The sequence below is a fragment of the Halobacillus aidingensis genome (genome assembly GCF_900104185.1).
Taxonomy (GTDB): domain Bacteria; phylum Bacillota; class Bacilli; order Bacillales; family Halobacillaceae; genus Halobacillus; species Halobacillus aidingensis.
The window spans coordinates 89513-104145 of sequence record NZ_FNIZ01000010.1 but is presented as its reverse complement, the minus strand read 5'-3'; the positions used below and the strand labels follow the sequence as shown (position 1 = coordinate 104145).

General features: G+C 41.4%; 13 protein-coding genes and 2 tRNA genes. 12 read left to right on the top strand and 3 right to left on the bottom strand.

Translation table 11 applies throughout. From position 1 onward, the window contains the following. Window positions 1-64 precede the first annotated feature (64 nt). Together BLS23_RS11515 and BLS23_RS11510 are read left to right on the top strand one after the other, a co-directional pair. Window positions 65-138: transfer RNA gene (locus BLS23_RS11515), tRNA-Gly, on the top strand. Window positions 139-165: 27 nt separating this feature from the next. Continuing rightward, window positions 166-239, top strand: a tRNA-Arg gene (locus BLS23_RS11510). Window positions 240-587: 348 nt separating this feature from the next. On the opposite strand, the gene BLS23_RS11505 is transcribed toward BLS23_RS11510, so the two are convergent. Then, a complete protein-coding gene (locus BLS23_RS11505) occupies window positions 588-977 on the bottom strand; it encodes a thiol-disulfide oxidoreductase DCC family protein (RefSeq protein WP_089652702.1) in 390 nt (129 codons plus the stop codon). A 381-nt stretch (window positions 978-1358) separates the two neighbouring features. On the opposite strand from BLS23_RS11505, the gene BLS23_RS21760 reads away from it, so the two are divergent. After that, window positions 1359-1523 (top strand): hypothetical protein, encoded by a 165-nt coding sequence (locus BLS23_RS21760; protein WP_167356075.1) that lies wholly within the window; start codon window positions 1359-1361, stop codon window positions 1521-1523. An 84-nt stretch (window positions 1524-1607) separates the two neighbouring features. On the opposite strand, the gene sda is transcribed toward BLS23_RS21760, so the two are convergent. After that, window positions 1608-1754, bottom strand: a complete 147-nt coding sequence (gene sda, locus BLS23_RS11500) for a sporulation histidine kinase inhibitor Sda (protein WP_202410038.1) — start codon at window positions 1752-1754, stop codon at window positions 1608-1610. 352 nt (window positions 1755-2106) lie between these two features. Between sda and BLS23_RS11495 the strand changes: the two genes are divergently transcribed. From BLS23_RS11495 to BLS23_RS11460, 8 genes are all read left to right on the top strand, one after another. Beyond that, complete coding sequence (locus tag BLS23_RS11495) at window positions 2107-3087, top strand: tetratricopeptide repeat protein (RefSeq protein WP_089652700.1); 981 nt, start codon at window positions 2107-2109, stop codon at window positions 3085-3087. Between the two features lie 147 nt (window positions 3088-3234). Continuing rightward, window positions 3235-4521 carry a trigger factor gene (gene tig, locus BLS23_RS11490; RefSeq protein ID WP_089652699.1) on the top strand — a complete coding sequence of 429 codons (1287 nt, stop codon included), beginning with the start codon at window positions 3235-3237 and terminating at the stop codon, window positions 4519-4521. A 334-nt stretch (window positions 4522-4855) separates the two neighbouring features. Continuing rightward, window positions 4856-6133 carry an ATP-dependent protease ATP-binding subunit ClpX gene (clpX, locus tag BLS23_RS11485; protein WP_089652698.1) on the top strand — a complete coding sequence of 426 codons (1278 nt, stop codon included), beginning with the start codon at window positions 4856-4858 and terminating at the stop codon, window positions 6131-6133. A gap of 257 nt (window positions 6134-6390) precedes the next feature. Further along, on the top strand, window positions 6391-8721 hold the full coding sequence (gene lon, locus BLS23_RS11480; RefSeq protein WP_089652697.1) for an endopeptidase La: 2331 nt from the start codon (window positions 6391-6393) through the stop codon (window positions 8719-8721). After that, the gene (gene yihA, locus BLS23_RS11475) at window positions 8711-9298 is read left to right on the top strand and encodes a ribosome biogenesis GTP-binding protein YihA/YsxC (protein WP_089652696.1); all 588 of its coding nucleotides are present in this window, start codon (window positions 8711-8713) and stop codon (window positions 9296-9298) included. The genes lon and yihA overlap by 11 nt, the downstream gene beginning before the upstream one ends. A gap of 263 nt (window positions 9299-9561) precedes the next feature. After that, window positions 9562-10392: a transporter substrate-binding domain-containing protein gene (locus tag BLS23_RS11470; RefSeq protein ID WP_089652695.1), complete on the top strand. Its 831-nt coding sequence runs from the start codon at window positions 9562-9564 to the stop codon at window positions 10390-10392. A gap of 137 nt (window positions 10393-10529) precedes the next feature. Then, the gene (locus BLS23_RS11465) at window positions 10530-11144 is read left to right on the top strand and encodes an amino acid ABC transporter permease (RefSeq protein WP_089652721.1); all 615 of its coding nucleotides are present in this window, start codon (window positions 10530-10532) and stop codon (window positions 11142-11144) included. A 29-nt stretch (window positions 11145-11173) separates the two neighbouring features. After that, window positions 11174-11896 carry an amino acid ABC transporter ATP-binding protein gene (locus tag BLS23_RS11460; RefSeq protein WP_167356076.1) on the top strand — a complete coding sequence of 241 codons (723 nt, stop codon included), beginning with the start codon at window positions 11174-11176 and terminating at the stop codon, window positions 11894-11896. A 621-nt stretch (window positions 11897-12517) separates the two neighbouring features. Here BLS23_RS11460 and BLS23_RS11455 read toward each other — a convergent pair. Further along, window positions 12518-13000 carry a LiaI-LiaF-like domain-containing protein gene (locus BLS23_RS11455; RefSeq protein WP_244157178.1) on the bottom strand — a complete coding sequence of 161 codons (483 nt, stop codon included), beginning with the start codon at window positions 12998-13000 and terminating at the stop codon, window positions 12518-12520. Between the two features lie 248 nt (window positions 13001-13248). Here BLS23_RS11455 and hemA point away from each other — a divergent pair, with 248 nt between their 5' ends. After that, a complete protein-coding gene (gene hemA / locus BLS23_RS11450) occupies window positions 13249-14622 on the top strand; it encodes a glutamyl-tRNA reductase (RefSeq protein ID WP_089652693.1) in 1374 nt (457 codons plus the stop codon). Window positions 14623-14633 lie beyond the last annotated feature (11 nt).

The window sequence follows — 14633 nt, the reverse complement described above, 5'->3', positions numbered from 1 at the left end:
TTCTTGTCCGCTTCACAAGACAACAACAAAAACTTGTTTTCTTATAAACTAACTTTTTGATTATGCGGGTGTAGTTTAATGGTAAAACCTCAGCCTTCCAAGCTGATGACGAGGGTTCGATTCCCTTCACCCGCTCCATTACATATTTTAAACTTTAATGAGTATGTCCCAGTAGCTCAGCTGGATAGAGCAACAGCCTTCTAAGCTGTGGGTCGGGAGTTCGAATCTCTCCTGGGACGCTAAATGAAAAAAAGCTGCTACCTTTGCAAATGTAAAGGTAGCAGCTTTTTTATTCAAAATGTATAATAAACAGTGGAGTTCCTCTTTAGAAATAAGTAACAGAGAAAGCTTACAGTCCCAAACAATTTTAATATTGTAAGAGGGGAAGAAAGAAGAAATCCTTGGTAATTTTATATGAATCAGCTCTTTAGTCGTGTACTCAAAATTCTAATGGTAGGAAAGTGTTCCACTCTATCAATGGAACTCAAGCGTATGTAATTAAGTTCATGAATTCTAAGTGGATTATTGTTTTATATAACGAAGGAAGCGCCCTAAAAACAGGACGCTTCTTTTTTGTACCAAGAAGTTCATAAGAAGCGTTTCTTAATTTCTGGTGAAGGCAGTTCACAGGCTTCCAGTTTACCGAACCATTTGTAACGATTTTTAGCTATGAGATTGTAAGCCCGATCCCTTATCTTGTTAGGGACAATAATCAAGGCAAACCCGACCTTCCAAAAACCCTTCAAGGACTTACTTATTCTCAACGCAGCCGAGGATTGAAAGTAAGACTTTGAACCTTCAATCAGGACGATACTGTCCACTTCATTTGGAATTTTATATTTCATCATAAACGATTGTCCGACTTCGCTTTGTTGAGAAGCGAATTTGAAACGTCCTTTAGGATCTCTTTCAATAATGAACTGCACGCTTTGATTGCAAAAATTACATTCCCCGTCAAACAGGACAATCCGTTCCATATTCAATCACCTCTCCAAACATTTTATCATGTTTAGTATCAGAGGATCTAAAAAAGATTTGCCCAAGGTGAGGCACATATCATGTCTTCTTCATACGCTATGGTGTAGAGGAGTGATTCGTTTGATAGCCTTCGCTTATATCCTAATTGGTGTGTTTTTTTGCTTCCAACAAAAAGAACCGATAGACCAGAGTAGAGAAGAGCGGTCCTTATATATGTTTGTGTTATTAGGGTGGGTCATTCTTTGGCCGTTATTCTTATTCCATTTATTACTTAAAGGTAAATAAAGGATAGAGAACATGGTTTTAACTCACATACGTGGTCCTTCTCCCGCACACAATAGAAATGGCTATTAAGCCAAGCGATTTGAGGAGTGATCAGGATGGAGAAGAAGAATGTTCAGTGGTTGCCGATTGTCGCTTCTATCGGAATCGGTGCTGCCACCTACAGCATGATGACTGGTCAGGCAGGGCAGTTGCAGAACGTTATCCCAAGCATTGCTAAAATGTCTGGACAACGTCAAAGCAACCCAACCTCTAATCAATAAAAGAAAGGGTGTGCTTTTTCAGCACACCCTTTCTGTATTCCTCTATAATAACGTTCCCATTTCGAGCGAACGCTTGATGTCGATTCATGTAAGTTGGAGATTTTCTTTAGGCAATTCCATAGATCGCTTATCAATTTCTTTCGTCAATAAGTGGACGAATTCATCATCTAATTGAAGTTTCACGGACTCTATGTACGTTTCCAGCAATGTTTGATCATCTAGCAATGACAAAACGATACATCCCCTTAAATTTAATAATTCGGTGAAATTTTATTCACATTTATTTATTTTAGCAAAAAAAACGAAATCATCATGAGTATAAAGTCCTGTTTTTTGCTAATATGAAGCAAATTTGGATATTATATTGAGATAAAGTTCACGAATGCTTTTTGGAAGTGTTTTTTTGTGTCTGTCCATAACGAATGATGACGAATTTCCCTTTTAATTCAGATACAAAAGTGTTTTCTTTGTGTTTGTTGTGAATATACTTTAGTATATCCTAATAAGCTGAATGAATAGAGGTTTGAAAAATATACAATAAGGTTAAAATGAAGGAAGTATAAACTCTAGGGAAGGGTGTCTTATGGAAAATAAAAACGGGAACTTAGTGATGTTCCCAAAATGGAAAACCGCTCTGGAACGAGTGGGGTTGGAAGCATTGAAGGAAAAAAGGTATAAAGATGCTTCAGAAGCCTTGGAGCCCCTTGTTGAGTATGGCGTTGCAAATGCGGATGTCATTACAGGACTTCTGATGAGTTGGATTGAACTTGGATTGTTCGATGAAGCAGAAGAATTATGTCAAAAGCAAATGAAGGAAGATTACGAACAGTACTATCATTATTTACATATCTATATCACCATCTTATTTCAAAGTAACCAGTATGAAGAAATCATTAATCTTTTGGAAGAAGTATTCGAATCAGAGGATATTCCTCATCAAAGCCGTACTCAACTCTGGCAGATGTTTGAGGTGAGCCGGAAACTTTTGGAAGATCGTCATAAAGAAGAGGGTACGAAGTATTTTGATGAATTTATGCATGCATTGGATTCAGATGATATACATAAGCAGTGGCAAGCGATTGATCAATTGAAAAAACAATCCCCTGACCTTTTTGCAGATGAGTTTCAACGCGTCTTAATGAACGAAACGGTCCACCCGATCATTAAATCTTCCATTTTAGAATGGTTCAGAGATGCAGGTTGGAGTCAGGAGCTCACCATTAAGAAATTTGGCCAAACATCTACTGTCGTCCCTTCGGAATTAACACAGCTTCATTCTGATTACATCATTAAACAGATTCAAATGAGGCTCGGTCAAATTGAACAAAACAACCCGACGATGTATGAGATGATTAATCGTCTTTTATATCATTATTGCTATGTACGATATCCAATATTTCCTAATGAAAAGGAAGTCCCGATTCTTGTCGAAGCCCTTAAACAATTAGGGCATGAATATTTACAGCTTCCATTGTCTGTGAATGAAGAATTGGAAAACGTAGAGAAGTACAAATCTGAAATCGAACTATGTGAACAGCATTACGTATTGATCGTTGGGGAATAAATGAAAAAGGTCACGTCTTGAAAGGCTGTAGGATTATGTTATAATGTAGTGGTTGCAAACGAGATTCGTATGTAAAAAGAGTCATAGAATCATCAGATCATCGTCTTCGGACGAAAATGAATGAATAGATGTTGGAGGGAATTTTTTATGTCAGCAAAATGGGAAAAGCAAGAAGGCAATCAGGGGACTTTGACTGTAGAAGTACCTGCAAGTGAGTTCGATAAAGCACTTGACCAAGCCTTCAAAAAAGTAGTTCAACAGGTACAGGTACCTGGTTTCCGTAAAGGTAAAGTACCTCGTAAACTTTTCGAACAGCGTTTCGGAGTGGAGTCTCTTTATCAGGATGCACTTGATATTGTTCTTCCACAAGCTTACACAGAAGCTGTAGAAGAAACAGGAATCGAACCTGTCGATCGTCCAGAAGTAGACGTGAAACAAATCGAAAAAGGCCAAGACCTAGTATTCACAGCAGAAGTTACTGTGAAGCCTGAAGTTAAGCTTGGCGATTACAAAGGCCTTGTCGTAGAAGAGCAAGATACTGAAGTATCAGATGAAGATGTTGAAAACGAACTGAAGCAAATGCAAGAGCGTCAAGCAGAGCTCGTCGTTAAAGAAGATGCAGCTGTTGAAAATGGCGACACAGTCGTTATGGATTTCGAAGGTTTCGTTGATGGCGAAGCATTCGAAGGCGGACAGGCAGACAACTACTCCCTAGAAATTGGTTCTGGCTCCTTCATCCCAGGTTTCGAAGAACAGCTAGTTGGTAAGAAAGCAGGAGAAGAAACAGACGTTGAAGTAACTTTCCCTGAAGAATACCACGCGGAAGATCTAGCTGGTAAATCTGCAACATTCAAAGTCAAGATTCACGAAGTAAAAGGAAAAGAACTTCCTGAGCTTGATGATGAATTCGCGAAAGATGTCGACGAAGATGTCGAGTCTCTTGAAGAACTGAAGACGAAAACTCGCGAGCGTTTGGAAGAGCAGAAGAAGACAGATGCTGAAAACAGCAAGCGTGACACGCTTGTAACGCAGGCATCTGAAAATGCAGAAGTTGAAATTCCTGATGCTATGGTGGATACAGAGCTTGACCGCATGGTTCAAGAATTCGAACAACGCCTTCAAATGCAAGGCATGACAAAAGACATGTACTTCCAATTCACTGGTCAAGACGAAGATGCCCTTCGTGAGCAAATGAAAGAAGATGCAGCGAAGCGTGTGAAAACGAACCTGACTCTTGAAGCAATCGCAGAGGCAGAAAATGTTGAAGCTTCTGAAGAAGATGTGAATGCTGAACTTGAGAACATGGCTTCCATGTATCAAACAGACGTTGCTCAATTGACGCAAATGCTTGGCGGAAATACAGATATGATCAAAGAAGATCTTAAAGTCCGTAAAGCCATTGACGTTCTAGTTGCAAATTCCAAAGCTGAATAATAAACTAAGAAGACAAGGTGCATGATCGTACCTTGTCTTCTCATATATTTCTATATTATAGAGTATAGAGGTAAAGATTAATGGGGAAGATAGTTGATACTTCTCCAGCTGTTTACATACAATAGTAATGGTGCTCCATTGTTTGACTTATCTGCAGTTGAATTACATAATGAGGATGGTGCAAGAAAAGTTGCGCACACCTCTGAAAAGGTATTGCTTTTTTGTTTGAAGTTAATCTGATATGATGGGCAAAAGAAGTGAAGTGGAAGCGTAAGCGTCGTATCATGAAACTTCAGTCGCAACAATTGCGTCATTATAATAAGGGGTGAAACGAATGTTTAAATTTAACGATGAAAAAGGACAGTTGAAATGTTCTTTCTGCGGTAAAAGTCAGGAACAAGTCCGTAAGCTTGTAGCAGGGCCTGGCGTATATATATGTGATGAATGTATTGAACTTTGTACGGAAATCGTTGAAGAAGAGTTAGGTAATGAAGAGGAAGTGGAATTCAAAGAGGTACCGAAGCCTCAAGAAATCCGCGAAATTCTTAGCGATTATGTCATTGGCCAGGATCAAGCCAAAAAGAACCTGTCTGTAGCCGTATATAATCACTATAAACGTATCAATGCAGGTGTGAAAAATGATGATGTAGAACTTGCGAAAAGTAACATCCTCATGCTTGGACCTACAGGTAGCGGTAAAACCTTACTTGCTCAAACATTGGCACGTATTCTGAATGTACCATTTGCCATTGCTGATGCCACTTCCTTAACAGAAGCCGGTTACGTCGGTGAAGATGTTGAAAACATTCTGTTGAAGTTGATTCAAGCAGCAGACTATGATGTTGAGAAAGCAGAAAAAGGAATCATTTATATTGATGAAATCGATAAAGTAGCCCGTAAATCAGAGAACCCATCCATCACAAGAGATGTATCTGGTGAGGGAGTGCAGCAAGCGCTATTGAAAATCCTCGAAGGAACTCAAGCGAGTGTACCTCCCCAAGGTGGACGTAAACATCCTCATCAAGAGTTCATCCAAATCGATACAACTAATGTGTTGTTTATCGTTGGAGGAGCTTTTGACGGAATCGATCAAATCATTAAACGTCGTCTAGGACGAAAAGTGATCGGCTTCGGTTCTGAGCAAGCAGCGGATGAAGCAGAGAAGAAAGAATTGCTCACAAAAGTACTTCCAGAAGACTTGTTGAGCTATGGTTTGATTCCGGAATTCATCGGTCGTCTACCGGTCATCGGCAGCCTCGAGCAGCTTGATGAGGATGCGCTTGTAGAAATTCTTACAAAACCGAAGAATGCGCTTGTGAAGCAATATCAAAAGCTTTTCCAAATCGACCATGTCGAATTGGAAATGGAAGAAGATGCGCTTCGTGAAATCGCACGTCTAGCTATAGAACGTAAGACAGGGGCTCGTGGATTGCGCTCTATTATAGAAGGAATCATGCTGGATGTCATGTATGAACTTCCTTCACGTGATGATATTGAGAAATGTATCATTACGAAAGAGACAGTCACTGCTAAAAATGGGCGTCCTAAGCTGGTCTTGACAGATGGTACTGTTGAAGATGAGAATAAACAATCTCCTAAAGAGAGTGCGTAAACCTTAGGGAATAAAATCCAAGAAGCCGTGCTACGAAAATGTTGTAGCACGGCTTCTGTATTATTAAATTGACAGATGACTACATAAGCATGAAAGGCTGGTTTCTGTTCATAATAAAGTATTAGAGGAGTGAGCCCCTTGACAGTAATTGGTTAGGGGATTTCGGTGTTGGAATCATTTGGTGCCGTTTCGTTTACTTTCCAAGTACATTTATATATGATAAAAATACGTAGTTGCAATAATCGGAGGTGCAAGAAATGACGGACAAACAGAGAAAAAATATACCTCTACTTCCTCTCAGAGGGTTGCTTGTGTACCCTTCTATGGTCCTTCACCTGGATGTGGGGCGTGAAAAATCGGTACAAGCGTTGGAGCAATCCATGATGGATGACAATGAAATATTTCTCGTGTCACAAAAAGAAGTGAATATTGATGAACCCTCGAAAGATGACCTTTATGAGGTTGGAACAATTGCCAGGGTAAAACAGATGGTTAAATTGCCAAACGGCACCAATCGAGTCCTTGTAGAAGGTTTATATAGAGCCCGTGTTGAACAATTAGTCGATGATGAGGACTTTTATCACGCGAATATCTCAAAAATTGAGGATGAGCATGTAGGAGAAAATGAGGAAGAAGCTCTCATGCGAACGCTTATGGACCAATTTGAGAAATTCGTTAAAGTATCTAAAAAAGTAAGCCAGGAAACCTTTAATACCGTGTCCGATATCGACGAACCGAGTCATATGGCCGACATGATCGCTTCCCATTTGCCAGTGAAACTAAAAGAAAAGCAGTCAATTCTGGAAACAGTGAATGTGAAAGAGCGTCTTCAAAAGCTTGTCGACATGATTGGGAATGAACGTGAAGTTTTGCAAATCGAGCAAAAGATCGGCAAAAGGGTTAAAAAATCCATGGAAAAAACGCAAAAGGAATATTATTTGCGTGAACAGATGAAAGCGATCCAAAACGAACTTGGTGATAAAGATGGAAAATCAGGTGAGGTCGCTCAGCTTAAGGAAAAAATAGAGCAGGCCAATATGCCTGAACGAGTGGAAGAAATCGCTTATAAAGAGCTCGGAAGATATGAAAAAGTTCCACAAAGTTCAGCGGAAAGTTCGGTCATACGCAATTACATTGAATGGCTTGTGGCCTTGCCATGGTCGAATGAGACCGAAGATAACCTCGATGTGAACCGTGCTGAGAAGATTTTGGACGAAGATCATTATGGTTTGGAAAAGGTCAAGGAGCGTGTCCTTGAATACTTAGCGGTTCAAAAATTGACTCAAACGATCAAAGGGCCGATCTTGTGTCTGGCTGGACCTCCAGGGGTGGGGAAAACTTCCCTTGCTAAGTCCATCGCTCGATCCATCAATCGAAAATTTGTTAGAATTTCTTTAGGCGGAATCCGTGATGAAGCTGAAATTCGTGGTCATCGTAGAACTTATATTGGGGCAATGCCCGGACGTATTATTCAGGGGATGAAACGTGCGGAGACAGTGAACCCTGTATTTTTACTTGACGAAATTGATAAAATGGCTAGTGATTTCAGAGGGGATCCATCTTCAGCCATGTTGGAAGTCCTCGACCCAGAACAAAACGGAACGTTCAGCGATCACTTCATCGAAGAAAACTATGATTTATCAAAGGTCATGTTTGTGGCTACAGCCAATAATATTTCGAACATCCCTGGACCATTGCGTGACAGAATGGAGATTATCACCATTGCTGGATATACGGAAGTTGAGAAAGTTCATATTGCTAAAGAGCATCTGCTTCCTAAGCAAGTGAAAGAAAATGGTTTGAAGAAAGGCCAGCTGCAATTACGTGATGATGCGCTCTTGAAACTGATCCGCCGGTACACAAGAGAAGCGGGTGTACGTGGTTTAGAGCGTGAATTGGCGAGCCTATGCAGAAAAGCTGCCAAAATCATCGTTTCTGGTGATAAACAACGGGTGGTTGTGACGGAAAAACAACTGGAAGAGCTTCTCGGGCGTCCGAAATTCCGTTATGGACGTGCAGAACTGGAAGATCAGATTGGAGCAGCCACAGGCCTTGCTTATACAACAGCAGGTGGAGACACATTATCGATAGAAGTTTCAATATATCCTGGAAAAGGAAACCTTACATTAACAGGGAAATTGGGAGATGTGATGAAAGAATCCGCACAAGCGGCGTTCAGCTATATTCGTTCAAGAGCGAACGAACTGAACATCGACCCTGATTTTGTGGAAAAGAACGACATCCATATTCACGTACCTGAAGGCGCGACACCTAAAGATGGCCCTTCTGCCGGCATCACGATGGCGACTGCCCTCGTATCGGCACTGACAGGTCGTCCTGTCCGTAAAGAGGTGGGCATGACAGGTGAAATCACGTTAAGAGGCCGCGTTTTGCCTATCGGTGGTTTGAAGGAAAAATCATTGAGCGCCCACCGTGCAGGATTAACAAAAATTATCATCCCAGATCAGAACGAAAAAGATCTGGAAGATATCCCAGACAGTATCAAGGAAGGTCTGACTTTTGTTCCTGTGAAGCATTTGGATGAAGTATTAGAACAAGCATTAACGGAGGCAGTACATGAAAGTTAACTCGGCAGACATCGTCATCAGTGCGGCGAGCAAAAAGCAGTACCCAAAAGCACCGATTCCTGAAATTGCGCTGGCAGGAAGGTCGAATGTTGGTAAATCATCATTTATCAACCGGATGATTCAACGCAAAAATTTAGCGAGGACTTCATCAAAACCCGGAAAAACCCAAACGTTGAACTTTTACATCATCAACGATAAATTCCATTTCGTCGATGTTCCCGGTTATGGATATGCGAAAGTTTCCAAAAAGGAACGCGCGAAGTGGGGAGCCATGATGGAAGAATATTTTGCTGAACGTGAACAGGTGAAAGCAACAGCATTGATCATTGATATCCGTCATAAACCAACAGAAGATGATCAGTTGATGTATGATTATTTAAAGCATTTCGACCTGCCAGTCATGGTCATTGCGACAAAGCTTGATAAAATTAAAAAGGGTCAACGAAAGAAACAACTGAAAATGATTCAAGATGTCTTGGAAATGGAAGAGGAAGATGCATTGATTCCTTTTTCATCCGAAACAGGCGAAGGCAAGGATGTTGCATGGAAGACCATGCTCTCACACTTGAATCTCTAAGATAGAACCACTTCTCTATATAAGGGAAGTGGTTTTTTATGTCATAAAACATGTATATTCATACAAAAAACTATTATATTAAAGCAAATTCATGCATTTATAAGGAAAGTACTGCCTGTCGTAGGTCAAGCCTCTCATCAGCGTTATTCAGTATTTTTTGGACTATGTTTAATTTTGGGAATTGTTTGATAAATAGATATAATTTAAAGTGTCGCTATTATTACAGAAAAATGACAAATTGACGAAGGGGAGAATTTTTGGTTATGAGAAAATATTTATTTATGATCGCCCTGAGCATCTTCATGATCTTTGCACTTGCTGCCTGTGGCGGAAGTGAAGATGAAGGAGAAACGACAGGGGATACAAACGAAACGGATTCCAAGGATTCCTCAGAAGAAACAGCCTATGACCTTGTAGAGGGTGGACAGTTCACGTTTGCTGCTTCTGGTGAATTCAGCCCATTTAGTATGACAGATGCAAGCGGGGAAATGACAGGTTTTGATATTGATGTTGCGAATGCTATTGCGAAGGAGTTGGGCTTAGAGCCAAATCCTCAAAAACAGAAGTTTGCAAGTATCGTAGAAGGTGTGAAGACGGGCCGTTTTGATGCGGCGGTGGCAAGTCACACTATAACAGAAGAAAGACAACAGGAAGTTGATTTCTCAACACCTTACTATTATTCAGGCGCGCAAATTTTCACGCGTCCAGATAGTGATGTTGAAACACTAGAAGATCTAGAAGGAATGGAGATTGCCATTTCTAAAGGTTCGACATATAGCACGTATGCTGAAGAAGTCACTGAGAACATCAAGACTTATGACAGTGATGTTGTCGCTTTGCAATCCTTGGCAAAAGGTCGTCATGACGCTGTAATCACAGATTTCTTAACGGGTAAGGAAGCTTCAGGGAAAGGGCTTAAAATTGAAGCGAAAGAAATGATTGAGCGCAGTGAACAGGCGGTTGCTATTGCAAAAGAAAACGAAGCCCTACTTGAAGAAATCAATGCAGCTCTAGAAACACTTCGTGAAGATGGAACACTTGCTGAAATCAGTAAAGAGTACTTTGGTGAAGACATTACGACTCTGCCGGAGTAAACACTCGTTTTTCAGTTGAAGACCGAAGTTAAGAAGAGTGCGCAATGAGCGTGCTCTTTTTGACATTATAGAGGAGTTGAAGTGAATTGTATTTGTATTCTGCAAACTTTTGGACAGCACTTATAGATAGTCGGGGCATGTTTTTTGAAGCCGCCCAAATGACTCTGGCCCTTACAGCGGTCTCTATTTTAATAGCAATTGTCATCGGGTTAATGTTTGCTTTCATGAAAATATCCAAAATCAAGCCGTTGGAATGGCTTGCGAATATATACATTTATGTGGTGAGGGGAACTCCTCTGATTGTTCAAATCTTCGTGTTCTATTATGGTTTAACAGAAGTGTGGATGATCAGTGGATTCTGGTCCGTAGCGCTTGGACTTGCCTTCCACAATGGTGCCTATATTGCAGAGATTTTCCGAGGATCCATCCAATCGATTGGAAAAGGCCAGGCAGAAGCTGGTCGATCACTTGGAATGAGTGGTACCTTGACGATGCGTCGGATTATCTTGCCTCAGGCTTTTAGACGTGCATTGCCTCCGCTTGGGAATCAGTTTATCATTGGTTTGAAGGATTCATCGTTAGCTGCATTCATCGGTGTATCCGAGATATTTGCTGTAGCTACCACCCAAGGGGCCAATACATTCGACTATATGACCTGGTTGCTCGTAAGTGCTGTATGGTATTTGATTCTCGTATTCCTTCTGACCCTCGTTGTCAGTGCGATTGAGAAGAAAATGGCTGTGAGTGACTAACAGAGGAGGAAACACAATTGTCAGAGCAAATGATTCGAGTCAATAAATTAAATAAATCGTTTGGGGATCTACATGTACTGAAGGATATCGATTTCCATGTGGAAGAAAGTGAAGTGGTCGTACTCATCGGGGCCAGCGGGTCCGGGAAAAGTACAATGCTGCGCTGTTTGAATTTTTTAGAAATGAAAAACAGCGGGGAGCTCTTTATTAAAGGGAAACAAATTGATCCTAAAAGAGACAATTTGAACAAAGTAAGACAACAAGTAGGAATGGTCTTCCAGCACTTTAATCTTTTCCCACACATGACGGTATTAGGCAACGTGATGGAAGCACCTACCCAAGTCAAAGGAATAGCTAAAAGTCAGGCGAAAAAAGAAGGTCAGGAGCTCTTAGAAAAGGTTGGACTTGGCGATAAAGCCAATGATTACCCATCAAGACTCTCAGGTGGACAGAAACAAAGGGTTGCGATCGCTAGAGCTCTTGCAATGAAACCAGAAATTATGCTGTTTGATGAGCCAACTTCCGCGCTCGATCCTGAACTTGTCGGAGAAGTTCTTGCGACAATGAAAGACCTGGCGAAGGAAGGAATGACAATGGTCGTGGTCACGCACGAAATGGGATTTGCAAGAGAAGTCGCCGACCGCGTCGTTTACATGCATGACGGAAAAATAGTAGAGTCGGGAGCTCCGAAGGATTTATTCGAAAACCCACAAGAAGAACGAACCCAAGCGTTCCTAAGCTCCATTTTATAAGACACAAAACCCCAGAGGCTACCTCTGGGGTTTTGTGTCTTATTCCTTTGAAAAGTTGTTAAAGAAAATGGCAGGATTGTTGAAGACTTGATTTCGAGGTGCTTTGGGGGTCGTTGCTGAATTGAGCGTCAGGGGTGGCTGGGAAGCTACTCGCTTTCCTGTGGGGGAGTGGCAAGCTTCCTCGGACTTCGTCCTGCGGGATCTCGCCTATCTCCTTCTCCCACGGGAGTCTCGCAGCTTCCCAACCACCCCATTTGATAAGTGTGAAAAACGAACCTATTTAGCCCAGGATGAGTGTCTTCCACCATCCCTGTCCTAGATTGATAAAGCGCTCTGTAGCAGGCTTTTCATGAAAAATGTACACTCTTTAGTATCTACACGCTACTTTTGGAAGTTCCGCTATTTGTTGAAGTGGTTTCGAGACACTTATATGGCAAAGGGGCGGAGGGGAACGGCGAGACTCCTGCGGGAAAAAAGTGTATGGTGAGACCCCACAGGACGCAGTCCGAGGAGGCTCACCGCGCTCCCGCGGAAAGCGAGTCATTCCCCGCAGCCCCCATCCACTCAACAAAAGTCTCGAAACTGAGTCTTCAAGAATAGGGAGTTTTTGTGAATGAGTGGTTATTTCTTTTTTAGTAGATAAAAGCCAAAAGCGATAAGGACAAGTGGCCAGAAACGTTCGATCAACTGAAAAACGCCCTGAATCCATTGGAACCATGCAGGGTTGGTTGGGGCGAACATGGCAAATAATCCGATACCAAGAAATAAAAGGGCAGGAATCAAACCATTCTTTGTTTTTCTATAATGCAATAGAAAAGCAATGCCAACAATAATAAGATACATGCCCCAGTGATCCCGCCAGAAAGGGACGTGGTTAACGGCTAGGAAATGCAAACCGAATCCAGCCAGTATTACACCGGTGAACAAGGATGAATGATCTTTTGTCCAGTAGCTATGTAATAGAAAGGCCAGACCTATGAATATTACTAAAGTAGGCCATGAGTAAAATGGTGTCAATTCGGGAATATTGAGATGACGAAGCAAATAGTAAACACCTAAGCCGATAAATAATAGTCCGATAAGGGAATTTTGCTTATTCAGCATGAACACATCCTTTTCTATTGTACAAAAATGTCACATCCTTGCGATTATGCGTAGGTTTTGGTATATTACAATCGGATTATAATTTAAAGTTCTTCTAAATAAATCGTTATTATTTTCTATATCATCTAATTTCATCCTATCATAAGGGATTCAAAATCTGTTCATATTTCTAACGAAAACTCGTCCGGATTTTGTGCTATACTAATGGATATGTGATAAGTCTTGAACGTTTAATGGGGGTAGATGAAATGCACATTTTAGCTATCGGTCTTAATTACAGAACAGCCCCTGTGGAAATTCGCGAGAAGCTCACATTTTCTGAGGATGAGCTGACAGAAGCCATGCAGCGCCTCAACGTACAAAAAAGTGTGCTGGAAAATGTGATTATTTCTACATGCAACCGAACGGAAATTTATGCGGTTGTGGATCAAATCCACACAGGCCGTTATTATATCAAACAGTTTCTATCCGACTGGTTTAACATTGACAAAGAAGAGTTCTCTCCTTTTCTTTCCATATACGAAACCGATGGAGCGATCGAGCATCTATTGCGCGTCACGGCAGGTCTCGACTCTATGGTCCTTGGAGAAACGCAAATCCTCGGTCAAATGAAGCAGTCTTTCCTTCAGGCACAGGAAGCTGGAACAACAGGAACCATTTTCAATCAGTTGTTCCGTCAAGCGGTTACCATGGCGAAAAAAGGCCATAAAGAGACGGAAATCGGTGAAAACGCTGTATCTGTAAGCTACGCTGCGGTAGAGCTTGCTAAAAAGATTTTTGGTGATCTTGTCCACAAGCATATTGTCATCCTGGGTGCAGGGAAAATGGGAGAATTAGCTGCCAAGAACCTTCATGGTTCCGGTGTCCGAAAAGTTTCGGTCGTCAACCGCACGTTAGCTAAAGCTCAGAACGTAGCTGATCAATTCAACGGTCATCCGCATACGATGGACGAGCTTGAGGGTGTGTTGGAGGATGCTGATATCGTCATCAGCTCAACAGGAGCAACAGACTATGTCATTACGAAGGAAAAGATGGAACCTATTCATAAGAAACGAAAAGGGAAGCCTCTCTTCTTTGTAGATATTGCTGTTCCACGAGATTTGGACCCTGCTATGGAAGCTCTGGAAAGTGTATTCTTGTATGATATTGATGACTTGCAAGGGATCGTGGATGCTAATCTTGCACTCCGGAAACAAGCAGCCAAAGAAATTGAAATCATGATTGAAGCGGAAATTGTGGAGTTTAAGCAGTGGTTACAAACGATAGGTGTTGTTCCTGTGATTTCAGCTCTTCGTTCAAAAGCTTTGAATATCCAGGCAGAAACAATGAAGAGTATTGAAAGAAAGATGCCGGAGCTGACCGATCGTGAACGGAAAGTATTGAGTAAACACACGAAGAGTATCATCAATCAAATGTTGAAAGAACCGATCTCTCAAGCGAAGGAAATGGCAGCACAGCCAGATTCAGAGGAAACCTTGCGTTTATTCACTCAAATCTTTGGTATAGAAGAGCAGGTGAAAAAAGAGGCGGAAGAACAAGAAAAAAAGAACAGCGCGAAGGTGAAGAACGATACAGAGGCCAGTGATTCCATCTCTATCATCAGCCCTGTAGCCCATTCATAAGGTGGAAGTAA